Source organism: Murinocardiopsis flavida (assembly GCF_003014485.1).
Lineage (GTDB): Bacteria > Actinomycetota > Actinomycetes > Streptosporangiales > Streptosporangiaceae > Murinocardiopsis > Murinocardiopsis flavida.
Window position 1 is genome coordinate 86055 of record NZ_PYGA01000004.1, and the last position, 26389, is coordinate 112443.

General features: G+C 74.9%; 28 protein-coding genes. 13 read left to right on the top strand and 15 right to left on the bottom strand.

The features are described from left to right. Positions 1–102: 102 nt before the first annotated feature. Positions 103–558, top strand: a complete 456-nt coding sequence (locus CLV63_RS07535; RefSeq protein WP_106582196.1) for a DUF1801 domain-containing protein — start codon at positions 103–105, stop codon at positions 556–558. A gap of 10 nt (positions 559–568) precedes the next feature. Here the strand turns inward: CLV63_RS07535 and CLV63_RS07540 are convergent, their stop codons facing one another. Both CLV63_RS07540 and map read right to left on the bottom strand, forming a co-directional pair. Further along, positions 569–1330, bottom strand: coding sequence for a sulfite exporter TauE/SafE family protein (locus CLV63_RS07540; RefSeq protein WP_106582197.1), 762 nt, complete (start codon positions 1328–1330; stop codon positions 569–571). Between the two features lie 242 nt (positions 1331–1572). After that, positions 1573–2355: a type I methionyl aminopeptidase gene (map, locus tag CLV63_RS07545; protein WP_106582198.1), complete on the bottom strand. Its 783-nt coding sequence runs from the start codon at positions 2353–2355 to the stop codon at positions 1573–1575. A gap of 85 nt (positions 2356–2440) precedes the next feature. Between map and CLV63_RS07550 the strand changes: the two genes are divergently transcribed. Continuing rightward, positions 2441–2707 (top strand): helix-turn-helix transcriptional regulator, encoded by a 267-nt coding sequence (locus CLV63_RS07550; protein ID WP_106582199.1) that lies wholly within the window; start codon positions 2441–2443, stop codon positions 2705–2707. 11 nt (positions 2708–2718) lie between these two features. Here the strand turns inward: CLV63_RS07550 and CLV63_RS07555 are convergent, their stop codons facing one another. The 11 genes from CLV63_RS07555 to CLV63_RS07605 form a co-directional block, all read right to left on the bottom strand. Beyond that, positions 2719–3723 (bottom strand): zinc-binding dehydrogenase, encoded by a 1005-nt coding sequence (locus tag CLV63_RS07555; protein ID WP_146165519.1) that lies wholly within the window; start codon positions 3721–3723, stop codon positions 2719–2721. 120 nt (positions 3724–3843) lie between these two features. Beyond that, entirely contained in the window at positions 3844–5028 is a 1185-nt protein-coding gene (locus CLV63_RS07560) for a 4-hydroxybenzoate 3-monooxygenase (RefSeq protein WP_106582201.1), read from the bottom strand. Then, on the bottom strand, positions 5021–5410 hold the full coding sequence (pcaC, locus tag CLV63_RS07565) for a 4-carboxymuconolactone decarboxylase (RefSeq protein ID WP_106582202.1): 390 nt from the start codon (positions 5408–5410) through the stop codon (positions 5021–5023). Before pcaC ends, CLV63_RS07560 begins: the two co-directional genes overlap by 8 nt. A 28-nt stretch (positions 5411–5438) precedes the next feature. Beyond that, a complete protein-coding gene (gene pcaD / locus CLV63_RS07570) occupies positions 5439–6215 on the bottom strand; it encodes a 3-oxoadipate enol-lactonase (RefSeq protein ID WP_106582203.1) in 777 nt (258 codons plus the stop codon). Further along, on the bottom strand, positions 6212–7561 hold the full coding sequence (gene pcaB, locus CLV63_RS07575) for a 3-carboxy-cis,cis-muconate cycloisomerase (RefSeq protein ID WP_106582204.1): 1350 nt from the start codon (positions 7559–7561) through the stop codon (positions 6212–6214). The genes pcaD and pcaB overlap by 4 nt, the downstream gene beginning before the upstream one ends. A gap of 19 nt (positions 7562–7580) precedes the next feature. Further along, complete coding sequence (gene pcaG / locus CLV63_RS07580) at positions 7581–8132, bottom strand: protocatechuate 3,4-dioxygenase subunit alpha (RefSeq protein ID WP_106582205.1); 552 nt, start codon at positions 8130–8132, stop codon at positions 7581–7583. After that, the gene (gene pcaH, locus CLV63_RS07585) at positions 8132–8881 is read right to left on the bottom strand and encodes a protocatechuate 3,4-dioxygenase subunit beta (RefSeq protein WP_106582206.1); all 750 of its coding nucleotides are present in this window, start codon (positions 8879–8881) and stop codon (positions 8132–8134) included. Before pcaH ends, pcaG begins: the two co-directional genes overlap by 1 nt. A gap of 30 nt (positions 8882–8911) precedes the next feature. Next, complete coding sequence (locus CLV63_RS07590) at positions 8912–10090, bottom strand: thiolase family protein (RefSeq protein ID WP_106582207.1); 1179 nt, start codon at positions 10088–10090, stop codon at positions 8912–8914. Between the two features lie 98 nt (positions 10091–10188). Further along, positions 10189–10944, bottom strand: a complete 756-nt coding sequence (locus CLV63_RS07595; protein ID WP_106582413.1) for a CoA-transferase subunit beta — start codon at positions 10942–10944, stop codon at positions 10189–10191. Next, positions 10944–11765, bottom strand: a complete 822-nt coding sequence (locus tag CLV63_RS07600) for a CoA transferase subunit A (RefSeq protein WP_106582208.1) — start codon at positions 11763–11765, stop codon at positions 10944–10946. Before CLV63_RS07600 ends, CLV63_RS07595 begins: the two co-directional genes overlap by 1 nt. Positions 11766–12065: 300 nt before the next feature. Further along, entirely contained in the window at positions 12066–12890 is an 825-nt protein-coding gene (locus CLV63_RS07605; RefSeq protein WP_245928642.1) for an IclR family transcriptional regulator, read from the bottom strand. Between the two features lie 377 nt (positions 12891–13267). Here CLV63_RS07605 and CLV63_RS07610 point away from each other — a divergent pair, with 377 nt between their 5' ends. The 7 genes from CLV63_RS07610 (at position 13268) to CLV63_RS07640 (ending at position 21463) form a co-directional block, all read left to right on the top strand. Next, complete coding sequence (locus tag CLV63_RS07610) at positions 13268–14212, top strand: ABC transporter substrate-binding protein (RefSeq protein ID WP_106582210.1); 945 nt, start codon at positions 13268–13270, stop codon at positions 14210–14212. 145 nt (positions 14213–14357) lie between these two features. Further along, positions 14358–15188: an ABC transporter permease gene (locus CLV63_RS07615; protein WP_106582211.1), complete on the top strand. Its 831-nt coding sequence runs from the start codon at positions 14358–14360 to the stop codon at positions 15186–15188. Next, complete coding sequence (locus CLV63_RS07620; RefSeq protein WP_106582212.1) at positions 15185–16000, top strand: ABC transporter permease; 816 nt, start codon at positions 15185–15187, stop codon at positions 15998–16000. Before CLV63_RS07615 ends, CLV63_RS07620 begins: the two co-directional genes overlap by 4 nt. Positions 16001–16102: 102 nt before the next feature. Then, positions 16103–16900 (top strand): ABC transporter ATP-binding protein, encoded by a 798-nt coding sequence (locus CLV63_RS07625; protein WP_106582414.1) that lies wholly within the window; start codon positions 16103–16105, stop codon positions 16898–16900. A gap of 52 nt (positions 16901–16952) precedes the next feature. Beyond that, on the top strand, positions 16953–18680 hold the full coding sequence (locus tag CLV63_RS07630; protein ID WP_245928643.1) for a thiamine pyrophosphate-dependent enzyme: 1728 nt from the start codon (positions 16953–16955) through the stop codon (positions 18678–18680). Positions 18681–18706: 26 nt separating this feature from the next. Continuing rightward, positions 18707–20167 (top strand): aldehyde dehydrogenase family protein, encoded by a 1461-nt coding sequence (locus tag CLV63_RS07635; protein ID WP_106582213.1) that lies wholly within the window; start codon positions 18707–18709, stop codon positions 20165–20167. 168 nt (positions 20168–20335) lie between these two features. Beyond that, positions 20336–21463 (top strand): 5-methyltetrahydropteroyltriglutamate--homocysteine S-methyltransferase, encoded by a 1128-nt coding sequence (locus CLV63_RS07640; RefSeq protein ID WP_106582214.1) that lies wholly within the window; start codon positions 20336–20338, stop codon positions 21461–21463. Between the two features lie 10 nt (positions 21464–21473). On the opposite strand, the gene CLV63_RS07645 is transcribed toward CLV63_RS07640, so the two are convergent. Further along, positions 21474–21848 carry an ArsR/SmtB family transcription factor gene (locus CLV63_RS07645; RefSeq protein WP_106582215.1) on the bottom strand — a complete coding sequence of 125 codons (375 nt, stop codon included), beginning with the start codon at positions 21846–21848 and terminating at the stop codon, positions 21474–21476. A gap of 74 nt (positions 21849–21922) precedes the next feature. On the opposite strand from CLV63_RS07645, the gene CLV63_RS07650 reads away from it, so the two are divergent. From CLV63_RS07650 to CLV63_RS07665, 4 genes are all read left to right on the top strand, one after another. Continuing rightward, positions 21923–22960 (top strand): cation diffusion facilitator family transporter, encoded by a 1038-nt coding sequence (locus CLV63_RS07650; RefSeq protein ID WP_106582216.1) that lies wholly within the window; start codon positions 21923–21925, stop codon positions 22958–22960. A 91-nt stretch (positions 22961–23051) separates the two neighbouring features. After that, positions 23052–23639 carry a DUF1707 SHOCT-like domain-containing protein gene (locus CLV63_RS07655; RefSeq protein WP_245928644.1) on the top strand — a complete coding sequence of 196 codons (588 nt, stop codon included), beginning with the start codon at positions 23052–23054 and terminating at the stop codon, positions 23637–23639. Between the two features lie 170 nt (positions 23640–23809). Continuing rightward, positions 23810–24160, top strand: a complete 351-nt coding sequence (locus tag CLV63_RS07660) for a YciI family protein (RefSeq protein ID WP_106582218.1) — start codon at positions 23810–23812, stop codon at positions 24158–24160. 5 nt (positions 24161–24165) lie between these two features. After that, positions 24166–25509, top strand: a complete 1344-nt coding sequence (locus CLV63_RS07665) for an RNA polymerase sigma factor (protein ID WP_106582219.1) — start codon at positions 24166–24168, stop codon at positions 25507–25509. On the opposite strand, the gene CLV63_RS07670 is transcribed toward CLV63_RS07665, so the two are convergent. Continuing rightward, positions 25499–26389 (bottom strand): SDR family oxidoreductase, encoded by an 891-nt coding sequence (locus CLV63_RS07670; protein WP_106582220.1) that lies wholly within the window; start codon positions 26387–26389, stop codon positions 25499–25501. The two genes, CLV63_RS07665 and CLV63_RS07670, sit on opposite strands and share 11 nt — an antisense overlap.

Sequence of the window (26389 nt, forward strand, 5' to 3'; positions counted from 1 at the left end):
GCGGCACGGGGCGGACATCGGTCAGGAATCGAGAAGCCCCAGGTCGCCGGCCCCATTAGCGTCGGGACCGCTGGACACGGATCACGGAGGGAGTCGCAGGGTATGAGCGAGAACACCGGTGCGAAAGGCGCGGACGGCTTCTCCGCGGAGGAGCGCGCCGCCATGAAGGCACGCGCCGAGGAGCTGCGCAACGAGGCCAAGCGCGGTCGCGGCGGCAAGGAGGCCGCCGAAGAGCTGGACGTGCTGGCGAAGATCGAGGAGATGGCGGCGCCCGACCGCGCGGTGGCCGAACGCATCCATGCCATCGTCACCGCCAACGCCCCGGAACTGGCGCCGAAGCTGTGGTACGGGCAGCCGGCCTATGCCAGGAAGGGCACGGTCGTGTGCTTCTTCCGCAGCGGACACACCGACAAGGAGCGGTACTCGGCCCTCGGCTTCACACCCGAGGCGAACCTCGACGACGCCAGCGGGCTGTGGCCCACGTCCTACGCGGTGACCGAGCTGAGCGGCGACGCCGAGCAGGCGATCGCCGACCTCGTCAAGAAGGCCGTGAGCTGACCCGCGGCGGCTACAGCAGCTGGACGATCGCGGCGGCGCCCACGACCACGACAAGGGCGCGCAGCACCGCGGGGCTGAGCCTGCGGCCCAGCCGCGCGCCCGCAAGGCCGCCGAGCGCCGAGCCGACCGCGAGGAGCACCACGGCCGTCCAGTCGAAGTCGGCGGAGACGAGGAAGAAGCACGTCGCCGCGGAGTTCACCACGGCGACCAGGACGCTCTTGACGGCGTTGAGCCGGTGCACGGTCGTGTCGAGGAGCACGCCCATCAGGGCGATGTAGATGATCCCTTGGGCCGCGGGGAAGTAGCCGCCGTACACGCTGGCCAGGGTGACGCCGGTCACCAGCAGGGGGCCGCCGTCGGGCCGGGCCGGGCCGCCGGTCCGCTCGCGGCGCCGCAGCACGGCCGCGCGGATCCGCGGTTGCAGGACGACCAGGACGACGGCGAGCCCCACCAGCGCGGGCACGATCCGCTCGAACGCCGCTGCGGGCAGCGCCAGCAGCAGCACCGCCCCGGTGACGCCGCCGACGAGCGCGCCGGTGCCCAGTCTCAGGAGGAGCCGGGCCTGGCCGCGGAGTTCCGCGCGGTAGCCGATGGCGCCGCTGATGGCGCCGGGGATCAGGCCGAGCGCGTTGGAGACGGCGGCGGTCACCGGTGGCAGCCCGGTGGCGAGCAGGACGGGGAAGGTGATGAGCGAGCCCGACCCCACAACGGTGTTGACGGCTCCGGCGCCGAGGCCCGCTGCGAGGACGGCGGCCATCTCCCACGGGGTCACGGGGTCCGCTGCCGCACGGGCCCGGTGGGGCCCGAATCGGGGGGCGCGGTCCGTTCCGTCCGGCGTTCGGCACCGGGCATGGTCATCATGGGGTCGACGCTAGGCCCCCGATACTTCGCCCGGCACCGAAGGGTCCCGGTGGCGCAACGCCATTGACGTGACGAGTGCGAGGATGTGTTCACGGCCCTGGTGACCCCTGGCCGGAGGCCCCGTTGATGGCCGCACGCGGCGCCCGGGGCCGGTCAGGCCGCAGGGTGCGGGGAGCGGCGGGTGAGCACGCGGGGGCCGTCCTCGGTGATGGCGACCGTGTGCTCGGAGTGGGCGGTGCGGGAGCCGTCGGCCGAGCGGATGGTCCAGCCGTCAGGGTCGTAGACGATGCGGCCGGTCGTGCGGGCGAACCAGGGTTCGAGTGCGATGGTCAGCCCCGGCTTGAGCTTGAGGCCGCGGCCGGCCTTGCCCTTGTTGGGGACATGGGGGCTCTCGTGCATGGTGCGCCCCAGCCCGTGGCCGCCGAACTCGGTGTTGACCGGGTAGCCGGCCTTGTCCGCGACCGCGCCGATGGCGGCCGAGATGTCGCCAAGCCGGTTGCCGGGACGGGCCGCCAGGATGGCGGCTTCGAGCGCATCCTCGGTGGCGCGGACGAGGCGGACGTCCTCCGCCGCCGGGGTGCCCACGATGACGGTGCGGGCGGAGTCGGCCACCCAGCCGTCGATGGCGACCGCGATGTCCATGCTCAGGACGTCGCCGTCGCGCAGCGTGTAGTCGAACGGCAGCCCGTGGAGGACGGCGTCGTTGACCGAGAGGCAGATGACGTTGCGGAACGGGCCTTCGCCGAAGGACGGGGCGTAGTCCCAGTAGCAGGACTCGGCGCCGCGCTCGCGGATCATGGCGCGGGCGCGGTGCTCCAGGTCCATGAGGTTGACGCCGACGTCGGCGGCCTCGCCGAGTTCGGCCAGCACCTGGGCGACGAAGCGCCCGGTGACGTGCATCCGCTCGATCTCCTGCGGGGACTTCAGCTCGATCACGGTTCTCTCTCTTCACATCGGCGATTGGTATAATAATACCAAGCCACCGGTGGCGGTATACAAATACCAGTCGTAGCATGGCGGCATGGTCCGCCACCCGCTCACACCCCAGCAGATCGAGGCCGGCCGGCGGCTCGGGGCCGTGCTGCGCGAGGCGCGGGCAGACCGCGACCTCGGCGACGTCGCCCACGAGGCCGGTATCTCGCCCGAGACCCTGCGCAAGATCGAGACCGGCCGGCTCCCGAGCCCGGCGTTCGGCACGATCGTCCGCCTCGGCGACGCCCTCGGCCTACCCCTGGACGCGCTCGCCGCGGCCTGGCGCACCGCCGTCCCCCTCGAAACCGCCCCCTGACCCGACCCCGGTCAGGCGAAGTCGAGGACCACTTTGCCGAAGGCCTGGCCGGAGGTGAGGTAGGCGGCGGCGTACTCGGCCTGGGAGAACGGGAACACGCGGTCGACGGCGGGGGCAATGGCGCCTTCGGTGAGGGCGGGGCGCAGGGCCGAGGCGGTCTCGGCGGCGATGGCGAACAGCTCCTCGCGGGTGCGGGTGCGGAACGTGCTGCCGATCAGGCGCACCCGGCGGCGGCCCAGCTGGTCCAGGTCGATCTCGGCGTGCCGCCCGGCCAGGTGCCCCAGGTGGACGATGGTGCCGCCCACAGCGGTGGCGGACAGCGCCTGCACGAGCGCGTTGCCGCCGAGGTGGTCGATCACCAGGTCGGCGCCGTGTCCCCCGGTGGCGTCGAGCACGGTCGCGGCCCAGTCGGGGCGGCGGGTGTCGATCGCCACATGGACGCCGTAGCGGTCGAGCCGGGTGCGCTTGACCGGGTCGGTCGAGGAGCCGATGACCGTGGCGGCGCCCGCGTAGTGCGCGATCTGGGTGGCGAGGACGCCCACACCGGTCGCCGCGCCGAGCACGAGCACGTGCTGCCCCTCGCGCAGCCCGCCCTGGACGATGAGCGCGTCGTACTCGGTGATGGCGGCCGAGGGGGTCGCCGCGGCCTGCACCGCGCTGAGGGTGAGGGGGACGGGCATCAGCAGCCGGTGGTCGATCGCGATGAAGTCGGCGAACGCCGAGGTGGCCATGTACATGACGCGGTCGCCCACCGAGGTGGTGGGCACCCGCTTGCCGACGGCGGCGACCTCGCCCATGCCGTCCATCCCGGCGATGGGCTGCTCGCGCGCCGCGAGAGCGGGGTTCACCGTGTAGCTGCCGTCGAGGACGAGCAGGTCGGCGCGGTTCAGCGCGGCGGCGTGCGTGCGGACCAGGACCTGGTCGGGCCCTGGAACGGGGACGGGCACCTCCTCGAAGCGCCATCCGCCGTCGCGGATGGCGATCGCCCGCATGGTGGCCGGGGGCGGCTGCGCCACCGACCGCGCCCTGCGCGGCCGTCTGATGCGCTTGGCGATGCGGTCGCCCTGCCGTGGGGTGCTGCTGTCAGTGGCGCTGCTGTCAGTGGCTGTCCTGTCTCTGCGTGCCGTCACACGGGGTCAGACGTACGGGAGGCCCGTATAGTTCTCCGCCAGTTGCGCCGATGCGGACCGGGACGACGCGATGAACTCCAGGTGCGCCGACTGGACGCGGCGGTCGAACGCGCTGCCGTTCGGGTCGCGGTGCAGCAGGCCGGTCATCCACGACGAGAAGTGCTCCGCGCGCCACACCCGGCGCAGCGCGGTGTCGGAGTAGCCGTCGACGAGGGTGTGGTCGCCGGTGGCGTGCCAGGAAGCGAGCGCCTCGGCGAGCAGCGCGGCGTCGTGCATCGCCAGGTTCAGCCCTTTCGCGCCGGTGGGCGGGACGATGTGCGCGGCGTCCCCGGCGAGCAGCAGCCGCCCGTGGCGCATGGGCTCGCAGACGAAGCTGCGCATCGGGGTGACGGCCTTGTCGGTGATGGGGCCGGTGGCGAGCTCCCAGCCGCCGTCGCGCAGCGCGAAGCGCGCGGCGAGCTCCGCCCAGATCCGGTCGTCGGGCCAGTTGCCGACGTGGTCGTCGTTGCCGACCTGGAGGTAGAGGCGGCTGACCCGCGGGCCCCGCTGGCTGTGCAGGGCGAAGCCCCGCTCGTGGCGGGCGTAGATCAGCTCGGTGGCCGACGGCGGCACGTCGGCGAGGATCCCGAGCCAGCCGAACGGGTAGGACTTCTCGAAGTGCCGGACCCGCTCCGCGGGGATCGACGGGCGGCCGATGCCGTGGAACCCGTCGCAGGCCACCACGAAGTCGCAGGCCAGCACCTGCTCGCCCGCCGCGGTGCCGTATCGGATGCGGGGACGCTCGCCCTCGATCCCCTCGATCGCGGTCGCCGCCGCCGCGAACCGGACGTCGCCGCCGTCGGCCAGCCGGTGCGCGATCAGGTCCTTGACGATCTCGGTCTGGGCGTAGAGGACGACGTCGCGCCCGCACAGCCCGGCGAAGTCGACCCGGTGGGAGCGCCCGTCGAAGCGCAGCTCGATGCCGTGGTGCACGGCCCCCGCGCGGTCCATCCGCGCCCCGGCCCCCGCCGCGCGCAGGATCCGCGCGACACCGTGCTCGACCACCCCGGCCCGCTGGCGGTGCTCGACGTGGTCCCTGGTGCGGGCCTCCAGCACCACCGACTCCACACCGGCGCGGTGCAGCAGGTGCGACAGCAGCAGCCCGGCGGGCCCGGCCCCGATGATGCCGACGCGGGTGCGCTCCTCAGCCATCGTCCTCCTCCAGCACCCGCTGCGCGATCGCGAACGCCTTGTTCGCCGCCGGCACCCCGCAGTACACGGCGGCCTGGAGGAACACCTCCTGGAGTTCCGCGGGGGTGAGGCCGTTGCGGAGCGCGGCGCGGACGTGCATCGCCAGTTCGTCCCAGTGCCCGTTGGCGCACAGCGCGGTGAGGACCATGCAGCTCCGCGTCCTGCGGTCGAGCCCGGGCCGGGTCCAGATCTCGCCCCAGGCGTAGCGGGTGATGAGGTCCTGGAAGGGCTCGGTGAACGGGGTCGTGCGGGCGCGGGCGGCGTCGACGTGCTCCGCGCCCAGGACGGCGCGGCGCACCGCGGTCCCTTCCGCGCGGGTGTCGGGCGCGGCGTCGTTGTCCATCGGCGTGTCCGTTTCCGGTCGTGGGATGTCAGTCCTTCGGGGCGGCCCCCAGGTGCGCGCGCAGCAGCCGGGTGGCGGCGCCGCTCTGCTCCCAGCTCGCCAGGTGCGCGGCCGCGGGCAGGACGTGCAGGTCGGCGCCGCTGATCCCGGCCGCCAGGCGCTCGCCGTGCTCGGGCGGGGCGGCGGGGTCCTCGGCGCCGGCGACCACCAGGGTGGGCGCGGTGACGCGGGCGAGGTCGGCGCGCAGGTCGAACCCCTGGATCGCCTCGCAGCAGGCGGCGTAGCCCTCGGCGGGGGTCGCGGCGACCATGGCGCGCATGCGCTCGACGGTGGCGGGCTCGCGCGCCGCGAAGCCGGGCGTGAACCAGCGCCCGATGACGGCCCCGGCGACCGCCCCCGTCCCCTCGGCGCGCACGGTCGCGGCCCGCTCCGCCCACGCCTCGGGCGGGCCGAGCCGCGCCGAGGTGCACAGCAGGGCGAGCCGGTCGACGCGCTCGGGCGCGTTCGCGGCCAGCCACAGTGCGGTCATGCCGCCGAGGGACAGCCCGGCGATGTGCGCGCGCCGCACGCCGAGGCGGTCGAGCAGGGCGAGGGCGTCGCGGCCGAGGTCGGCGACGGTGTAGGGGCCGGGCGGGACGGGGGAGCGCCCGTGTCCGCGCGTGTCGTAGCGCACCACGCGGAAGGTGTCGCGCAGCGCGGTGGCCTGCGGCTCCCACATGGCGGCGGTGCTGCCCAGCGACCCCGACAGCAGCAGCACGGGGGCGTCCGGCGGCCCGTCGACCGTGTGGTGCACCTCGACGCTCATGCGTGTCCCTCCTCGTGCGCGGGCCGGGCGCGGTGGGCGGCCAGTGCGCGGTCGGTGAACACCCCGGCGGCGCCCAGGTAGTCGGCGGGGTCGAGCAACGCCGCGAACCGGGCGCTGTCGCGGCGGCCGCCGGTGCGGCGCTCCAGCGCCGCGGCGAGCCCGGGGCCGCCGCCGGTGTCGCGGCAGGCGGCGGCGACCGCGTCGTGGGCCGCCTCGCGGCCCATCTCCGCGGCGAGTTCGGCGGTGACCCGCTCGGCCGTGAGGAGCCCGCCGGTGGCGTCGAGGTTGGCGCGCATGCGGTCGGGGTGGACGCGCAGCCGGTCGAGGCTCGCGCGCAGCCAGGACGCCGCCGCGCCGGTGAGGCGCAGCAGGGCGCTGAGCTGCGGCCACTCGGACTGCCAGGCGCCGGCCGCGCGCTGCTGCTCGGCGTCCATCGCGCCAAGGAGGCCCGCGGCGAGGGCGGGGGCCTGCGCGGCGCAGGAGCGGGTGGCGACCGCGGCGACGGGGTTGCGCTTGTGCGGCAGGGTGGAGGAGCCGCCGACGCCGGGGCCGGCGTCCTCGGTCACCTCGCCCACCTCGGTCTGGGCGAGCAGCACGATGTCGTGCGCCGCCTTGCCGAGCGCACCGCACAGCACCGCGAGCGCCGCGCCGGTCTCGGCGACGCGCGCGCGGTCGGTGTGCCAGGGGAGGACGGGTTCGGCGAGGCCGAGCTCCGCCGCGAAGGCGGCGGCCACGGCGGGGCCGCCGGGCCCCAGGGAGGCCAGGGTCCCGGCCGCGCCGCCCAGTTGCGCGGCCGTGCGGTGCGCGGCGACGTCGGCGAGGCGGGTGTCGGCCGACCCGATGCCGTTCAGCCACCCGGCGGCGACCGCGCCGAAGGTGGTGGGCAGCGCCTGCTGCAACAGGGTGCGGCCCGCCATGGGCGTGTCGCGGTGGCGGGCGGCGAGGTCGGCCAGCGCGGCGCCCAGGGCGCCGGTCTCGGCGGCGATGGCGCCGCAGGCCCGGCGCACGACCAGCATGGCGGCGGTGTCCATGATGTCCTGGCTGGTGGCGCCGGTGTGCACGAAGCGGGCCGCCTCGGGGTCGATGTCGTGCACGGCCGCGGTGAGGGCGCGGACCAGGGGGATCACCGGGTTGCCGCCGTCGGCGGCCGCGGCGCCCAGCGCGGCGGCGTCGAAGCGGGCGGGGGAGCAGGCCGCGCCGATGGCCCGTGCCGCGGACGCGGGGACGGCGCCCTCGCGCGCCTGGGCGCGCGCCAGCGCGGCCTCGGTGTCGAGCAGCGCGCGCAGCCACGCGGCGTCGCCGACCTCGGCCGCGGCGCCGCTGCGGGCGAAGATCCCGTCGAACATGGTCCCCCCGTTGGCCCGGTCAGACGTCGAAGAACACGGTCTCGCCCGGCCCTTGGACGCGGATGTCGAACCGGTAGCCGTCGTCGGCCGCCCGCGCCAGCAGGGTATCCCGCTCGCGGTCGTCGGTGATGGCGGACAGGACGGGGTCGGCGGCGCGGGCCGCGGCGTCCTCGGGGAAGTACAGGCGGGTCACCACCCGGCGCAGCATGCCGCGGGCGAACAGCGAGACGTCGATGTGGGGCGCCTGCGGTCCGGCGGGGCCGGGGACGGCGCCGGGCTTGCGGGTGAACACGGAGTAGGCGCCGTCGGCGTCGGTGGCGCAGCGGGCGAAGCCGCGGAAGCCGGGGCTGGTGCGGGCGCCGCGCGGGTCGGCGGGGTGGTCGAACCGGCCGTCGGGGTCGGCCTGCCAGGTCTCCACGATGGCGTCGGGCATCGGCGCGCCGGCGCCGTCGTAGACGGTGCCGCGGATCCACAGCCCGCCGGGCGCCCCCTCGTCGGCGGCGTAGGGGTCGTCCGCAAGGCCGATGTGCAGGAACGGACCCACGGTCTGCGAGGGCGTGGTGCGGGGCATCAGTCGTCGTCCGCTTCCTGCTCGAAGGGGGTGGTCTCCGGGCCGCGCAGCACGATGTCCCAGGCGAAGGCCAGCGCCCACTGGGGCTCGGTGGCGCCGTGGTCGTAGCGGGCGACCAGCCGCTGCCGGGCGGCCTCGTCGGGGATGGCGTTCCACATGGGGTCCTGGCCGAACAGCGGGTCGTCGGGGAAGTACATCTGGGTGACCAGGCGCTGGGTGAAGGAGGTGCCGAACAGGGAGAAGTGGATGTGGGCCGGCCGCCAGGCGTTGTCGTGGTTGCGCCACGGGTAGGCGCCGGGGCGGACGGTGACGAACCGGTAGCGGCCGTCGGCGTCGGTGAGGGTGCGCCCGGCGCCGTCGAAGTTCGGGTCGAGCGGGCACGGCCAGTTGTCGATGACGTGGCGGTAGCGGCCGCCCGCGTTGGCCTGCCAGACCTCCACGAGGGAGTGGGGGACGGGGCGGCCCCCGGCGTCCAGGACCCGGCCGTGCACGATGATGCGCTGGCCCTGGGGTTCGCCGGAGCGCTGCCGGGTGAGGTCGTGGTCGAGGTCCCCGATGCGGTCGTGGCCGAACACGGGGCCGGTGACCTCGGTGAGCATGTGCGGCAGCAGTTTCAGCGGGCGGGTCGGGTGGCGCAGCGCGGTGCTGCGGTAGGGCGGGTAGTCCAGGGGCGGGTGCGCGGCGTGGTCGCGCCGGAAGCCCGGCACGGTGAGGGGCGCTGCCGCCGGGGCGTCGGTGTTCTCCGTCATACCGGCTCCTGTGGGCTGTTCGGCTGTGGGCTAGTCGGCGTGGACGACGACCGCGAGCCCTTGGCCGACGCCGATGCAGATGGCTGCGAGGCCCCAGCCGCCGCCGCGGCGCCGCAGCTCGTGGGCCAACGTGCCCAGGATGCGGGCGCCTGAGGCGCCGAGGGGGTGGCCGATGGCGATCGCGCCGCCGTTGGGGTTGACGACCGCGGGGTCGAGGCCGTCCCACCTGCGCAGGCAGGCGAGCGCCTGGGCGGCGAACGCCTCGTTGAGTTCCACCACCGACAGGTCGCCCCAGCCGATCCCGGCGCGCCGCAGTGCGGTCTCGGCGGCCTCGACAGGGCCGATGCCGAACACGTCGGGGTCGACCGCCGCGACGCCCCGGCTCACGATGCGCGCCAGCGGATCCAGCCCCGACGCTTCGGCGGCGGCCGCGTCGCCGATGGCGAGGGCCGCGGCGCCGTCGTTGAGGGGGGAGGCGTTGCCGGCGGTCACGGTGCCGTCGGCGCGGAACGCGGGCTTGAGCGCAGCGAGCGCCTCGGGGCTGCTGGGTCGGATGCTCTCGTCGCGGGCGAGGTCGACACCGGGCAGCGCGGCGACCTCGGCGTCGAAGATGCCCTTCTCCCAGGCGCGCGCCGCCTTCTGCTGGCTGGCCAGCGCGTAGGCGTCCTGCTCGGCGCGGGTGATGCCGTCGGCCTGCGCGAGGCGCTCGGTGCTCTCGCCGAGCGCGATCGTCCACCGCTCGGGCATGGCGGGGTTGACCAGCCGCCAGCCGAGGGTGGTGGAGTGCAGGGTCTCGTGCCCGGCGGGGAAGCCCTTGGCGGGTTTGGGCAGCACCCACGGCGCCCTGCTCATCGACTCCACCCCGCCGGCCAGGACGAGGGAGGCGTCGCCCACCGCGACGGCGCGGTTGGCGGCGATGACCGCCTCCAGGCCGGAACCGCAGAGCCGGTTGACGGTCGCGCCGGGCACCGAGGTGGGCAGCCCGGCGAGCAGCGCCGCCATGCGGGCCACGTCGCGGTTGTCCTCCCCGGCGCCGTTGGCATCGCCGAAGTACACGTCGGCGACCGCGGCCGGGTCGAGGCCGGGGTTGCGGTCGAGGAGCGCGCGGAGCGCGTGCGCAGCGAGGTCGTCGGGCCGCACGCCCGACAGCGCCCCGCCGTACTTGCCGATGGGGGTGCGTACCGCGTCGAGGATGTAGGTCTCGCTCAACGGATCCTCCTCGGTCGTGTCGTCGGGTGGCTCATTCCGGGCCCGTATCCACTGGACACTCCCTGATCGTGCGGCGGCGCGGTCCGGCGGGGCCGGGTTCAGCCGTGCCCGGTCAGTTCGCGCAGGACGCGGAGTTCGCCGGGTTCGGGTGGCGGGGTGGCGGCGAGGTCGGGCGCGATGGCGAGGTCCCACCCCGTTGCCGCGCGGACCTGCTCGACGGTGCTGCCCGGGTGCAGGCTGACGAGGGTGAGCTGGGCGGTGCCGGGGTCGGGGGCCAGCACGCCGAGGTCGGTGATGACGCGGCCGGGGCCGCCGCCGCGCAGCCCGAGCCGGGCGCGGTCGCCGGGTCCGGTCCCGTACCCCACCGACGTCACGAAGTCGACGGCGTCGACGAAGGTCCGGCGGCTCTGCCGCAGCACGACGACCACCTCCTTGCAGGACGCGGCGATCTCGGGCGCGCCGCCCGCTCCGGGCAGCCGCACCGCAGGGTCGGCGTAGTCGCCGATCACCGTGGTGTTGATGTTGGCGTACCGGTCGATCTGGGCGGCGCCGAGGAACCCGACGTCGATCCGGCCGGGTTGCAGCCAGTAGTTGAACACCTCGGGGACGGAGACGACCGTGTCGGCCGTCTCGGCGAGGATCCCGTCGCCGATGGACAACGGCAGGTGGCCGGGTTTGGCGCCGAGCGTGCCCGACTCGTAGACCAGCCACAGGTCCGGCGCGTGCGTGCGCCGCGCGAGGTTCGCCGCGGTGCTGGGCAGCCCGATGCCGACGAAACACGCCATGCCGGAGCCGAGCGCCCGGGCCGCGGTCACGGTCATGATCTCGTCGGCGGTCCACTCCGCTGCCGCGATCACCGCTCGCCCCCGCTCGGGACGGCGGCGCCGATCTCCTCGTCCAGCCACCGCTGGAACGACGCGCGGTCGCGGGCCACGGCGTCCCACTGCCGGTAGGCGTCGTTGTCGCGGTCGTAGTAGCCGTGGGCGTAGGAGGGTCGCGCGCCGCCGGGCGCCGCGGCGACGGCGGTGACCACCCGGGCGGGCAGCACGACCTGGCCGGGGACGGGGTCGAGGGTGTCGACCACCTCCTCGACGGTGACGAGGGTGCGGCGGGCGGCGAGCACCGCCTCCTTCTGCACACCGGTGATGCCCCACAGTTGGACGTTGCCCGCGCGGTCGGCGCGCTGGGCGTGGATCACGGTCACATCGGGGGTGAGGGCCGACACCGCTGTCAGCTCCTCGCCGCTGAAGGGGCAGGTGATGGGCTTGATGGCGTCGGTCTGGCCCACGAGGTCGGTGCCGGTGTAGCCGCGCAGCACGGCGAAGGGGACGCCGCTGGCCCCGGCGACGTAGCGGTTGGCCATCCCGGCGTGGCTGTGCTCCTCGATCTCCAGGGGCGCGGGCCAGCCGTTCTGGATGGCGTCGCGGAACCGGTGCAGGGACCCCACACCGGGGTTGCCGCCCCAGGAGAACACCAGGCGGCGCGCGCACCCGGCGCCGATCATCTGGTCGTAGAGGATGTCGGGGGTCATGCGGACCAGGGTGAGGCCGCGGATCCGCTGCCGGATGATCTCGTGGCCGGCCGCGATGGGGATCAGGTGGGTGAACCCCTCCAGCGCGACCGTGTCGCCATCGCGGACGAGCGTGCGGACGCCCTCGTCCAACGGCACGATCATCCGCAGACCCCATTTCGTGCGCCATCCGAATGCATGTTCATACTGCGAACACTACTGGGACGTACGGTAATCCGGCCCGCCACCCCGGTCAAGACCCGCCACCGCAGGGAGTGCGGCCGCCGTCGCGGGCCCACGCTGAGCGACAATCCGCGAAGCGGGCGCAGTAGGGGACTGCGGAGCCCCCGGTTGCCGGGGGTGGCTGCCATCGCGGCCGCGAAGCGCCCGGCGGCGCGAAACACCACGCCGCGCTGTCCGCGCCGGACCCCGGCCCCAGACACGGCGGGCGGTCCGGGTGACGTGCTACACGTCCACGCGGCGGCGTCCCCCGCGGGTGGCGACCTCCAGGTCGGCCTCGATGCGCGCCGCGGTCGCCAGCAGCGGGGGCAGCAGGTCCCGCCGGACGTCCTCGACGGTGATCCGCCCGGCGTGGGCGGACACGTTCACCGCGGCGACCGTGCGCCCGGCGCGGTCGCGGATCGGGGCGGCGATCGACCGCAGGCCCTCTTCCAACTCCTGGTTGACCATGGCCCACCCCTGGCCGCGGACCCGCTCGATCTCGGCGCGCAGCCGCGGCCGCGAGGTCATGGTCTGCGCGGTGAGCGGGCGCAGGTCGGCCCGCTCCAGGTAGGCGTCCAGGTCGGGCTGTGCCGCGGCCGCCAGCAGCACCCGGCCCATCGAGGTGGCGTAGGCCGGGAACCGGGTGCCGACGTTGATGCCGACGGTCATGATCCGCGAGGTGGCGACGCGCGCGACGTAGACCACGTCATCGCCGTCGAGCACCGAGACCGACGAGGACTCGCGGACCTCGGCGGCGAGGCGCTCCAGGTGCGGCTGCGCGACCTCGGGCAGTGTCGCCGCCGACAGGTAGGAGAAGCCCAGCTCCAGCACCCGCGGTGTCAGCGAGAAGAGCCGCCCGTCGGTGCGCACGTACCCCAGGTCGACCAGTGTCAGCAGGAAGCGGCGCGCGGCGGCCCGGGTCAGGCCGGTGCCGCGGGCGACGTCGCTGAGGGTCATCGCCGGGGTGTCGGGGGAGAAGGCCCGGATCACGGCGAGGCCCCGCTCCAGCGACTGCACGAAGTGCTCGGCCCGGTGCGGTTCGCCGGACCCGGTCGGCTTGCTGTTCAACGGCTGCTCCATCGATCGGTGCGGTGGGGCGGGGCCCGCACGGGCGGCGCGGCCCGCCGTTCCACGGCACGCCGATGTTCTCATACCGAACACGAGTCTCCGGTTCGCGGCGAATCCGCCGGTCGGACCGGCCGCCGGAGCAGGAGGGGCGCCCATCGCCCCCGAACAACGGTGTGAATCGGTGTGAACGAAGCCTTGACTGAGTGATTGGCGTCACTTACGTTCGCTCAAAGAACAGCTGTTCGTCACACGTACACGTCGGCGGTCGCACCGCCGACACAGGGCGCCGCGCGCCCGTCGGGGCACAACGAGGTCGCCCCCTCCCGCTCCGCGACCCCCCAGCGAGCCGACCGGACGACCAGGACCCAGGTGAACCGATGCGCCACAGACTCATGGCCGTGTGCGGCTGCGCCGTACTGCTGGCCACCAGCGCGTGCGGCGGTGGCGAGGACGACGGCGGTCCGCGCGAGGTGACCGCCGGCGTCATCGCCATCGTCGATGTCGCCCCCATCTACCTCGGCAAGGAGCAGGGCTTCTTCGAGAAGCGCGGCATCGACCTGAAACTGGAGATCGGGTCCGGCGGAGCAGCGGCGGTCCCCGGCGTGGTCAGCGGCAACTTCGAGTTCGCGTTCGGCAACGTCACCTCGCTGCTGGTCGCCCGCGACGAGAACCTCCCCCTCAAGGTCATCGCCAACGGGGTCAACAGCAACGGCAAGGAGGGCGGCGACTTCAGCGCCGTCGTCGTCCCCGAGGACAGCCCCGTGAAGGGCCCCGAGGACCTCGAAGGCAAGACGGTCTCCGCCAACAACCTGAAGAACATCGGCGACACCACGGTGCGCAACTCCGTCCGCGAGGCGGGCGGCGACCCCGCCGCCGTCGACTTCGTGGAGATGGGCCTGCCGGAGATGTCGCCCGCGCTGGACAAGGGCCAGATCGACGCCGCATGGGTGGTCGAGCCGTTCGTGTCGATCGCGCTCAAGGACGGCCACCGCGAGATCGCGTCCAACTACGCCGAGTTCGACAAGAGCCTGACCGTCGCCACCTACTTCACCTCCGAGCAGATGCTCGCCGAGGAACCCGAACTGATGGAGGACATCGCGGCGGCCCTGGAGGAGTCCATGGCCTACGCCGACGAGAACCCCGACGAGGTCCGCCGCATCATCGGCAGCTACACCGAGATCGAACCCGCCCTCATCGACGACATGCGGCTGCCCCGGTTCCAGCCCGAGGTCGACCGCGACTCCGTGCAGAAGGTCGCCGACCTCGCCCGCAAGGACGGCCTGCTGGAGAAGGCCGCCGACGTGGACGAGCTGTACCGGTGAGCCCCGCACCGGCCGACACGCGAGGGCGCCGCCCCGCGGCACCCCGCACGACCACCGGCCGGCACGCCCCGCCCGGGCGGGAACGCCGGCGCTCCGGGAGGACCCGCTCCCGCCCCGAGGCGCCGCGCCTCCCGCGGGGCACGCCGTGACGGCCGCGCCCGCCGCCCGCACTTCCGACGCCCGCACGTCCGGCGCCGCCCCGGCCGCCGCGCACCCGGCGCTGCTCGGCACCGCCGGGGCCCTGGTGTTCCTGGCCCTGTGGGAGGCCGCCCCGCGCACCGGCCTGGTCGACGCCCGCGCACTCCCGCCGCTGTCCGCCGTCGTCCCCGAGCTCGTCGACCGCGCCTCCGGCGCCGCCTACTGGATCGCGGTCGGCGACACCGTCGCCGCAGCGGGCCTGGGACTGGCGATCGCCCTCGCCGCCGCGCTGGCCCTTGGGTTCGCCGTGGGGTCGGTGCCCGTCCTGCGCGCCTACACCGCCTCGACCGTGGAGTTCCTGCGCCCCATCCCGTCCGTGGCACTCATCCCGGTCGCCGTGCTGCTCTACGCCACCGACATCCGCTCGACGCTGCTGCTGGTGGTCTACGCGTCGTTCTGGCAGATCTACATCCAGGTGCTCTACGGAGTGGCCGACATCGACCCGGTCGTGGAGCAGACCGCCCGCTCCTTCCGCTTCGGCCGCGCCGCCCGCGTCCGCCACGTCATCTGGCCGTCGGCGCTGCCCTACGTGCTGACCGGTGTCCGGCTCGGCGCGGCGGTCGCGCTGATCCTGGCGGTCACCGCCCAACTGGTCATCGGCAGCCCCGGCCTCGGCAAGCAGATCCAGGCCGCGCAGGCCGGCGGCGCCGTGCCGGCGGTGTACGCGCTCATCCTCACCACCGGGGCGCTCGGCGTCCTGGTGAACGTGGGGGTGCGCGCCTTGGAGCGCCGGGTGCTGCGCTGGCACCCCGCCGTCCGCGGGGAGGCGCCGGTATGACCGCGGCCACGGCCCCCGCCCGCGGGCCCGGCACCGCCGCACACGCGGCCCGGCGCGCCTTCCGCGCTCTCGCGCTCCCGGCCGTGCTGATCGGCGTGTGGTGGGCCGTCAGCAGCGCCTCGGGCAGCTACCTCGTGCCGCCCCCCGATGTCATCGCGGCGGCGTTCGCCGAGCTGTGGTTCTCCGAGCGGTTCTTCGCCGATGCGCTCCCCAGCATCGCCCGGCTCCTCGGCGGGTACGCGCTGGCGCTGGCGCTGGGCATCGGCGCGGGCCTCGCTCTGGGCTCCGCACCGCGGCTGCGCGCGCTGACCGAGCCCGTCCTCGAGTTCCTGCGCGCGGTGCCGCCGCCGGTCCTGGTCCCCCTGCTGATCCTGCTCGCAGGTGTCGGCAACGGCATGAAGGTCCTGGTGATCGTGTCCGGCTGCGTGTGGCCGATCCTGCTGAACACCATCGAGGGGGTGCGCGCGGTCGACCCCGTGCTCGCCGACACCTGCCGCGCCTTCGGCGTCCGCGGCACCCGCCGGCTGCGCACGCTCGTGCTGCGCTCGGCGAGCCCGCAGATCATGGCGGGGGCCCGGCAGGCGCTGTCGATCGCGATCATCCTCATGGTGATCAGCGAGATGTTCGCCAGCTCCAGCGGCCTCGGCTTCACCGTCGTGCAGTTCCAGCGCAGCTTCGCCGTCCCGGAGATGTGGGCCGGGATCGTCCTGCTCGGCCTGATCGGGGTGGTGCTGTCGCTGCTGTTCCGCCGCGTCGAACGCCGCGTACTCGCCTGGCACACCGGCCTGCGCGCGGCCACCCGAGGGGAGTGAGGACCCGCTGTGCCCACCGATACCTCGCAGGAGGGCGGCCCGATGCCCGAACCGGCGCTTCCCCCCGACACTTCACAGGGGAGCGGCCCGATGCCCGAACCGATGCTCGACGTGGTCGGCCTCCACAAGACCTACCCGGGCGACGGGCGCCCGGTCGAGGCCGTCCGCGACCTCACCTTCCGGCTGGAGCACGGCGAGTTCGTGTGCGTCGTGGGCCCGTCGGGCTGCGGCAAGACCACGCTGCTGAAGTGCCTCGCGGGGCTGATGGCGCCCACATCGGGGCGGGTCGAACTGGCGGGCCGCCCGGTCACCGGGCCGCCGGCCGACCTCGCCGTGGTGTTCCAGGAGTACGGGCGCAGCCTCTTCCCGTGGCTGACGGTGCGCGCCAACGTCGAACTGCCGCTCATCGAGAAGGGCACCGGCAAGGCGCGGCGGCGCGAACTGGTCGAGGAGTCGCTGGCCGCGGTCGGGTTGAGCGGCTCCGCCGACGCGCACCCCTGGCAGCTGTCCGGCGGCATGCAGCAGCGCGTCGCCATCGCGCGCGCCGTCGCCTACGAGCCGGCGGTGCTGCTGATGGACGAGCCGTTCGCCGCTGTCGACGCCCAGACCCGCGGCGACCTGGAGGACCTGGTCCGCGACATCTGGCGGCGGCTGGACGTGACCGTCCTTTTCGTGACCCACGACATCGACGAGGCCGTCTACCTCGGACAGCGGGTGCTGGTCCTCTCGGCCGCCCCGACGGTGCTCCAGGAGGAGGTGCGGGTGGACCTGCCCGAGGAGCGCGACCAACTCGACACCCGCAAGGACCCACGCTTCGCGGAACTGCGGGCCTGGGCCTACGCCGAGATCCAGCGCGCCAAGGCCGACGTGCACCGCTCCGGTGCCGGGCCGCGGGAGTAGCGCATGAGCGAGGGCACGACGATGTCGCGGCGGACCTAGACCTGGGGGAGCGGTGCACGGAGCGGAGCCGGGGCGGGAGCGGCGCACGGTGCGCGATGCCGCGTTCGGCGTCATGCGCGAGTACGGCCTCACGACCGTCTTCACCAACCCGGGGTCGACCGAGATCCCGTTCCTCACCGACCTGCCCGAGGACCTGCGCGTCGTGCTGGGCCTGCACGAGGGGTCGGTGGTGGGGATGGCGACCGGGTGGGCGATCGCCCGCGACCGGCCCGCCCTGGTCCTGCTGCACACCACCGCCGGTCTCGGCAACGCGGTCGGCGCGCTGGCGACGGCGCGGGTGAACCGGGCGCCGCTGGTGGTCCTGGTCGGCCAGCAGGACCGGCGGCACCTGGCCCTGGAGCCGTTCCTCACCGGCCGGCTGCGCGGCATGGCGGGCGACTACCCGGTGTCCGTCGCGGAGCCGGCGCGGGCCGACGACGTCCCCGCTGCCATCGCCCGCGCCCACCACGCCGCCGTGCACGAGCGCGGCCCGGCGCTCGTCGTCGTGCCGATGGACGACTGGGCGGCACCGGCCGACCCCGCCGCCGTCCGTGCCGCCCCCGCCCGGGCCGTCACCTCGGCCGCGCCCGACGACGCCGCGGTGGCGGAGGTCGCCGCCCTGCTCAACGCCGCGGCGTCCCCCGTGCTGGTCGCCGGTGCCGGCAACGACACCGGCGCCGGGTGGGCGGCGCTGACCGTCCTCGCCGAGCGCCTGGGCTGCCCCGTGTACCAGGAGGCGTTCGCGGCGCGGGCCGGGTTCCCGCAGGACCACCCGGCGTTCGCCGGGATGCTGCCCGCCGACCGGCCCCGGCTGCGCGCCCTCCTCGGCGGGCACGACACCGTCCTCGCCGTGGGCGCCCCGGCGTTCCGGCAGTACGCCTACACCGAGGGGCCCCTGGTCCGGCCGGGGACCCGGGTCGCCGTCGTCGGCGACGACCCGGCGCAGGCCCGCCACAGCGCGGCCGACCTCACCGTGGTCACCGCGATCGCCCCGTTCGTGGACCGCCTCGCGGAGCGCGTGCGCGCCCGCCCCGGCGGGCCACCCGGCGGCGTCCCCGCCCGGGATCCCGCCTCGTCGGTCGCCGGAGCGCCGCGGGACTCCGCCGCCGCGCGGCCCTCGGGCGACGCCGGCACCTCTCCCGCGCGGCACCCCGCCCGTCCCGCGCCCGGCGGCCCGCCGGGCGGGGCGCCGCTGGACCCCGCCCACGTCCTCGGCGCGCTCGCCGAACGCGTCACCCCCGACACGGTGATCGTCGAGGAGACCCCCTCCAGCCGCCCCGAACTGCACGCGCTGCTGCCCGCCCGGCGGCCGCTGGGCTTCCTCTCCGCGGCGATGGGCGGCCTGGGCTTCGCCGTCCCCGCCGCGATCGGGCTGCGCATGGCAGACCCCGAGCGGCCCGTCGTCGCCGTCGTGGGCGACGGCTCCTGCCTCTACCAGGTCCAGGCGCTGTGGAGCGCGGCCCGCTACGGCGCCGGGGTGCTGTTCGTGGTGCTCGCCAACGGGCGCTACGCGGTCATGGACCGCCTCGCCGAGCAGCACGGCGGGAAACCGTCCTGGCCGGGCTTCGAGGACGTGTCGGTGTCGGCGCTCGCCGCGGGGCTCTCCTGCCCCGCGCGCCGCATCACCGACTGGACCGGGCTCACCGCCGCCCTCGACCGGGCCGTGCCGACACTCGCCCACCGCACCGAACCCCTCCTCCTCGACGTCGCCGTGACGGCGGGGACCACGTTCTCCCCGTGACACCGCACCGAGCGAAGGAGCCCACCGTGCACCTCATCGACCCCGATGTGTGGGGACACAAGGTCTTCACCGGCGCGTGGACGCCCGCCGCCGGCGGCACCACCCCCGTCGTCTCCCCGGCGACCGGCACCCACCTCGGCGCGATCGGCAGGGCCGGGCCCGAGGACGTCCGCGCCGCCGCCGACCGGGCCGCCGACGTCCAACCGCAGTGGGCGCACACCCCCTACACCGACCGGGCCGCCGTGCTGCGCACGGCGGGCGACCTGCTGGCCGAGCACAAGGAGGAGGCGCAGCGCTGGCTGCGGCTCGAAGGGGGGTCGGCGCGGGGCAAGGCCGCCTTCTCGGTGCACGTCGCGACCGCCGAGCTGTACGAGGCCGCCGCATTGGCGTCCCAGGCCCATGGCGAGGTGCTGCGCACCGCCCAGCCCAAGCTGAGCCTGTCCCGGCAGGTCCCCGCCGGGGTCGTGGGGGTCATCGCCCCGTTCAACTTCCCGCTCATCCTCGCCGTCCGCTCGGTCGCCCCGGCGCTGGCGCTCGGCAACGCCGTCGTCCTGAAACCCGACCCCCGCACGGCCGTGTGCGGCGGGGCGCTGCTCGCCGAGGTGTTCCGCCGCGCCGGGCTGCCCGACGGCGTCCTCCAGGTGCTGCCGGGCGGCGCCGACGCGGGCGAGGCGCTGATCGCCGCACCGCCCGTGCGCGTGGTGTCCTTCACCGGGTCCACCGCCGCCGGGCGCGCCGTGGGGGAGCTGGGCGCCCGCCACCTCAAACGCGTCCACCTGGAACTCGGCGGCAACTCCCCGCTGATCGTGCTGGCCGACGCCGACCCCGGCCGCGCCGCGGCGGCAGGGGCCTGGGGGTCGTTCCTGCACCAGGGCCAGATCTGCATGACGACAGGGCGCCACCTGGTCCACGAGCGGGTGGCCGACGCCTACGTCGACGCGCTCGCCGCCAAGGCCGACTCACTCACCGTGGGCGACCCCGACGGGGCGGAGACGGTGCTCGGGCCGCTCATCGACGCCGGCCAGCGCGACAAGGTCCACGCGCTGGTGCGCGGCAGTGTGGACGCCGGTGCGCGCCTCGCGGCGGGCGGCAGCTACACGGACCTGTACTACCGGCCCACCGTCCTGGACGGGGTGGCCCCCGACAGCCCGGCCTACGCGACGGAGGTGTTCGGGCCCGTGGCCCCCGTGGTCCGGTTCTCCTCCACCGATGAGGCGGTCCGCCTCGCCGCCGACAGCCCCTACGGCCTCTCCTTGGGGATCATCACCGGGAACCCGATGCGGGGCTTGGAGGTCGCCGACCGGATTCCCTCGGGGATCGTGCACATCAACGACCAGACCGTCGACGACGAGCCGACCGCCCCGTTCGGCGGCGTGGGCGACTCCGGCACGGGCGCGCGGTTCGGCGGCACCCGCGCCAACATCGACGCGTTCACCGAGACCCAGTGGGTGACCATGCGCGCCGACATCGCCCGACATCCGTTCTAGGGAGTGTTCCGGAAGGATTTTCGGGGCAGCGAGCCCGAAACGGCTTTCCAGACCACGACCTGGCCGCCCGATCGTCCCCGCCCCGCCGCCACCCCTCCCCGTGCGGCGGGGCGGGGGCCCACCGAGACCGCACCACCGCACCCGTCCGACCGCACACCGGGAGCCACCATGACCCGACCGGGGCCACGCCAGAGCCCGCCCTTCCGCGCCGACCACGTCGGCAGCCTGCTCCGTCCCCACCGGCTGCTCGCGGCGCGCGCCGAGCACGCGGCCGGGGCGATCGGGGACGCGGAGCTGCGCGCCGTCGAGGACGACGCGATCCGGGAGGTGGTCCGCGCCCAGGAGGACGCGGGCCTCCAGTCCGCCACCGATGGGGAGTTCCGCCGCGCGTCGTGGCACATGGACTTCATCTACCGGCTCGGCGGCATCACCCGGGCCTCCGACGAGCTGCACGTGACCTTCCACAATGAGAAGGGCGACATCGAGTTCACCCCGGCGGCGCTGCGCGTGCACGACCGGATCCGGTCGACCGAGACGATCTTCGCCGAGGCGTTCGACTTCCTCGCCACCCTGCCGAAGGCGGCCCTGCCCAAACTCACGATCCCGTCGCCGAGCATGGTCCACTACCGGGGCGGGCAGGCGGCCATCGACCCCGGCGTGTACCCCGACATCGAGGAGTTCTGGAACGACCTGTCGGCCGCCTACGCCGCCCAGGTCCGCGGGATCGCCGATCGCGGCTGCCGCTACCTGCAACTCGACGACACCAGCCTCGCCTACCTGAACGACCCCGAGCAGCGGGCCCTCGCGGCCGAGCGCGGCGACGACCCCGACCGGCTGCACGTGCGCTACATCCGGCAGATCAACCGCGCGCTGGCCGGCCGCCCCGACGGGCTGTCGGTGACCACGCACATGTGCCGCGGGAACTTCCGCTCCTCGTGGGTCGCGCAGGGCGGCTACGACTTCGTCGCCGAGGAGCTGTTCAACGAGCTGGACGTCGACGGGTTCTTCCTGGAGTTCGACGACGAGCGCTCGGGCGGCTTCGCCCCGCTGCGGTTCGTCCCCAAGGGCAAGTACGTGGTCCTCGGCCTGGTCACCACCAAGCGGGGCGAGCTGGAGGACAAGGACGCGTTGAAGCGCCGCATCGAGGAGGCCGCCCGCTACATCCCGCTCGACCAGCTGTGCCTGTCCCCGCAGTGCGGGTTCTCCTCCACCGTCGACGGCAACGAGCTGACCTTCGACGACCAGATGCGCAAACTCCGCCTGATCGTGGAGACCGCGGGGGAGGTGTGGGGGTAGGCCCCGCGGGTCACCGCCGAGCGGCGTCCTCCTCCAGGGGCCGCCGGTGGTGGGGGATGTCGTGGACGGCGTGGTAGGCGTAGCCGAGCGCCTCGGCGACCAGCGCGGCGAGGTGGTCGCTGGTGATCCGGTAGAGCATCCGGCGGCCGTCGCGCCGCGCCTGGACCAGGCCCGCGAGGCGGAGCCGTCCGAGGTGCTGCGACACCGACGGGCGCGACGCCGCCACCTGCGCGGTCAAGGTGGTGACGTCCTTCTCGGTGTCGAGGAGCCGCAGCAGGTGCAGCCGGGTGGGGTCGGCGAGCAGCGCCAGGACCTCGGCCGCGGCCCCGTACTGCTCCTCGGAGTCCGCATCGGGCCCGCCGGACATGTTGTGATGCGCGCACATGTTTGCATAATGTCGGACGCACAGCGCGCGCCGCAACCAGCGGGGCCGATCGACACCGGGGAACGCGAACGCGCATGGCGGACCACCACGGACACCGCGAAGGCCACGGGCACGGGCACGGACCGCCGCACGGCCCGGCGGCCTGGTGGGGGCGGCTGCGCCACGCCCTCACCCCGCACAGCCACGACTCCACCGAACGGTTCGACACCGCGCTGGAGGCGAGCCGGCTGGGGATACGGACCCTCGTGTGGTCCTTTCTCGTCCTCCTGGCGACGGCCGCCGCCCAAGCCGTCCTGGTCGTCCTCACGGGGTCGGTGGCGCTGCTGGGCGACACCGTCCACAACTTCGCCGACGCGCTGACCGCGCTGCCGGTCGGGATCGCGCTGCTGCTGGGCCGCCGGGCGGCGAGCCGCCGGTTCACCTACGGGCTGGGCCGCGCCGAGGACCTCGCCGGGGTCGTCGTGGTGGTGCTCATCGCGGCCTCAGCGGCCCTCGCGGGGTACGAGGCCGTCCGCCGCCTCGCCGAGCCGCAGCCGGTGGAGTACCTGTGGGCGGTCGCGGCGGCGGGGGTCGTGGGCTTCGCGGGCAACGAGCTGGTCGCCCGGTGGCGCATCCGGGTGGGGCGCAGGATCGGTTCCGCCGCGCTGGTCGCGGACGGGGTGCACGCCCGCGCCGACGGCTTCACCTCCCTCGCGGTGGTCGGCGGCGCGGCGGGCGTGGGCCTGGGGTTCCCCGTCGCCGACCCGCTCATCGGCCTCGCCATCACCGCGGCGATCGTGTTCGTCGGCTACGGGGCCGCCAAGGAGGTGTTCGCCCGGCTCATGGACGCGGTCGACCCCGCCGCTGTGGCGCTGGCAGAGGACGCCGCGGCGCTGGTGCCCGAGGTGCGCGGCGCCTACGACGTGCGCATGCGCTGGATCGGGCACAGCCTGCGCGCCGAGCTGTCGGTGGTCGTGGACGGCGGCCTGAGCGTCGCGGCCGCGCACCGGATCGCCCACGAGGTCGAGCACGCGCTGCTGCACGCCGTCCCGCGGCTGACGGCGGCCGTCGTCCACGTCGAGCCCCACACCGGGGCCGATGGCGCCCACGAGACCCTCGCCCACCACCACTGACGACCCCGCGCCACCCCCGGGAGCTCCGGCCGTTCCGGCCCGGTCCGGGACGGGTCCGGTTTGCGGGCCGTCGGTCCGTATCATCTGCATTGTGACAAACGAAAACGCGGAATACGGTCATGTGCGCGCCTCCCACGATGACCGGGAGCAGGTGGTGGAGCGGCTGCGCGAGGCGGCGATCGAGGGCCGGCTCGACCCCGACGAGCTGGACACCAGGCTGGGCCAGGCGCTGACGGCCAAGACCCTCTCCGATCTCGCACCCCTCACCGCCGACCTGGCACCCGTGGTGCCCCCGAGCGCGCGCACACCGCTCTCCCTCGACGGCGGCATCCACGGCGTGAAGCGCGAGGGGCGCTGGCAGGTGCCCGAGCGGATCACCGTGTACGGCGGCATGGGCGGCGCGAGGCTCGACTTCACCCGGACCGGGTGCCGCCTGCGGGAGATCGCGGTGGAGGCGCACGGGCAGATGGCCGGCGTCGTGATCATCATCCCCGACGGGTGGGCCGCCGACGTCGACCGCTTCGACCAGGGGCTCGGCGGCCTCAAGGACAAGACGACGCCCGACACCACCGCGGGCGCACCGCTGCTCCGCCTCAGCGGCACCGGCGGCATGGCGGGCGTGGTGATCCGCCACCCCAACAACAGGGAGCGCCGCAAACTCCGCAAAGAGGAGTCCTGACCCGCCCCGCCGTCGACTCCGGGAATCGCTCCACCCCCAGGTCAGGGGGCGTTGGGGGTTCTTCTGTGAAAATCTTCGGGGGGCGTGTCGATTCGCCCGGGTGCCGTTCGTCGTCATGGTGTACGGCGACCACGCCGTAGCGGAACGGCCGAACACAGAGGAGCCCGACCATGAAGTACATGCTGCTGATCAACGCCGGTGCCGTCGACGCCGACGGCGGGGCCGCCGGGTGCACCGTCGAGGACTGGATGGCCTACGACAAGGAGGCGCAGGACGCCGGGATCGTCGTCTCCAGCGAGTCGCTGGCCGACCTGGTCACCGCCACGGCCGTGCGAGTCGACGAGGCGGGGGAGCGCACCGTCACCGACGGGCCCTTCGCCGAGACCCGCGAGATCCTCGGCGGCTTCTACGTCATCGACGTGCCCGACCTCGACGTCGCGCTCGACTGGGCGGCGCGCTGCCCCGGTGCCCGCGGCGGCGGCTCGGTCGTGGTGCGCCCGATCGCCGACTTCGGGGCCTGACGGCGATGGGCGGGGGAACCCCGGGCAGCGGGCGGCCCGTCGCGTCATCGGTGGAGTCGGTGTTCCGCGAAGAGCACGGCCTGCTGCTCGCGTCCCTCGTCCGCCGCTACGGCGACCTCGACCTCGCCGAGGAGGTCGCCGCCGACGCCATCGAGGCCGCGCTCGTCCACTGGCCCGCCGACGGCGTCCCGGCCCGGCCGGGGGCGTGGCTGCTGACCACCGCGCGGCGCAAGGCCGTCGACCGGCTGCGGCGGGACCGCACCTACGCCGACCGGCTCGCCGTCCTGAAGGTGGACGCCGACCGGGCCGACCCCGCCCCGCCCGCCGACACGGTCGGCGGCCTCCCCGACGAGCGGTTGCAGCTGTTCTTCACCTGCGCCCACCCCGCCCTGCCCGCGGTGGACCGGGGGGCGCTGACCCTGCGCTGCCTCGCCGGGCTGACGACGCCCGAGGTCGCGCGGGCGTTCCTCGTGCCGACCGCGACGATGGCCCAGCGCATCGTGCGGGCGAAGAAGAAGATCCGCGAGGCCCGCATCCCGTTCCGGGTGCCCGGCGCCGACGAGCTGCCCGGCCGCCTGCCGGGGGTGCTCCAGGTCGTCTACTCGCTCTTCACCGAGGGCTACGCCGCGAGTTCGGGCGAGCGGCTCCAGCGGCTCGACCTCGCCGAGGAGGCCATCCGCCTGGCGCGGATCCTGTACCGGCTGCTGCCCGCGGAGCGGGAGGCCGCCGGGCTGCTCGGGCTGATGCTGCTGATCCACGCGCGGCGCGCCGCCCGCACCGGCCCCGGCGGTGCGCTGGTGCTGCTCGACGACCAGGACCGCGGCCTGTGGGACCGCACGATAATCGAGGAGGGCCGCGGCCTGGTGCTCGTCGCGCTGACCGGCGGGCCGCCCGGCCTGTACGGGGTGCAGGCGGCGATCGCCGCCCTGCACGACGAGGCGGCCGACGTCGCCACCACCGACTGGCCGCAGATCGTGGCGCTCTACGACGTGCTGTACGGCCTCACCCCGTCCCCGGTCGTCGCCCTGAACCGCGCGGCGGCGGTGGCGATGCGCGACGGACCGGAGGCGGGGCTGGCGCTGCTCGACACGCTCGCCGGTGAGCCGCTGCTGCGCGGCCATCACCCCTACGCCGCCGCCCGCGCCGACCTGCTGCGCCGGCTCGGCCGGTTCCCCGAGGCCGCCGCGGCCTACCGGGAGGCGCTCGCCCTGGCGGGGACCGACCCCGAACGGGCGCACCTGCGCCGCGCACTGGACGAGGTCGAGGACACGCCGGTCGCCCCCGGCGCCGGGGGCGCGGAGCCCCGCGGCCCCGCGCCCGAAGGGCCCGCCGGTGGCGTCAGGCCGTGACCGTCCGCGGCGCGGTGAACGCGTGGGCGTGGTCGCGGGCGAAGTCCGCCACGCTCCGCGGCGGGCGGCCCACCACGTCCTGGACGTCGGTGGTGGTGAAGTCGCCCCAGCCCGACGCGTAGGCCCGCGCGTACTCGGTGAGCATGCCGACCATCCAGTCCGGCACGCCGAAACCGCGCAGGCGCGCCTCGATCTCGTCGTCGGCGGCGGGGACGTAGCGGACGGGCGCCGCGAGGACCCGCGCGAACTCCGCAGCGACCTCGTCGAAGGAGACCGGTCGCGGTCCGGTGGGGGTGTAGACGGCGCCGTGGTGGGGGTCCGGGCCGTCGGTGAGCACCGTCGCGGCGAGCGCGGCGATGTCGCGCGCGTCGACCATGCCGAGGCGGCCGCCGCCCATGTTGAGCCGGAACTCCCCCTCGGCCGCGATGCCGTCGGCCTCGTTGAGCAGGTTCTGCATGAACCAATGGGGACGCAGGATCGTCCACCCCAGCCCGGACCGCTCGGTCTCGTGGTCGGAGAGCGCGTGGAGCCGACCGCTGCGGGTGGGGGCGTCGTGGGCCGCGCCCACCGCGGACAGGCGCACGACCCGCTCGACGCCGGCCCGGCGGGCGGCCCAGATCGCGTTCATGGCGTTCTCGGGCGCCTGCGGGCCGTTGGGGGTCAGCAGCCAGAGGTCGTGGACGCCCTCGAAGGCCGGTGGCAGCGAACGCGGGTCGCCGAGGTCGCCGACGACGGTGTGGACGCCCCGTTCCCGCAGCGGCGCCGCCTTCGCCTCGTCGCGCAGCAGTGCCCTCAGCCGCAGCGGGGTGTCCTCAAGGGCGTCGATCAACGCGCTCGACACGGTCCCGGTGGCACCGGTGATCAGCAGAGTGCGGTCCAT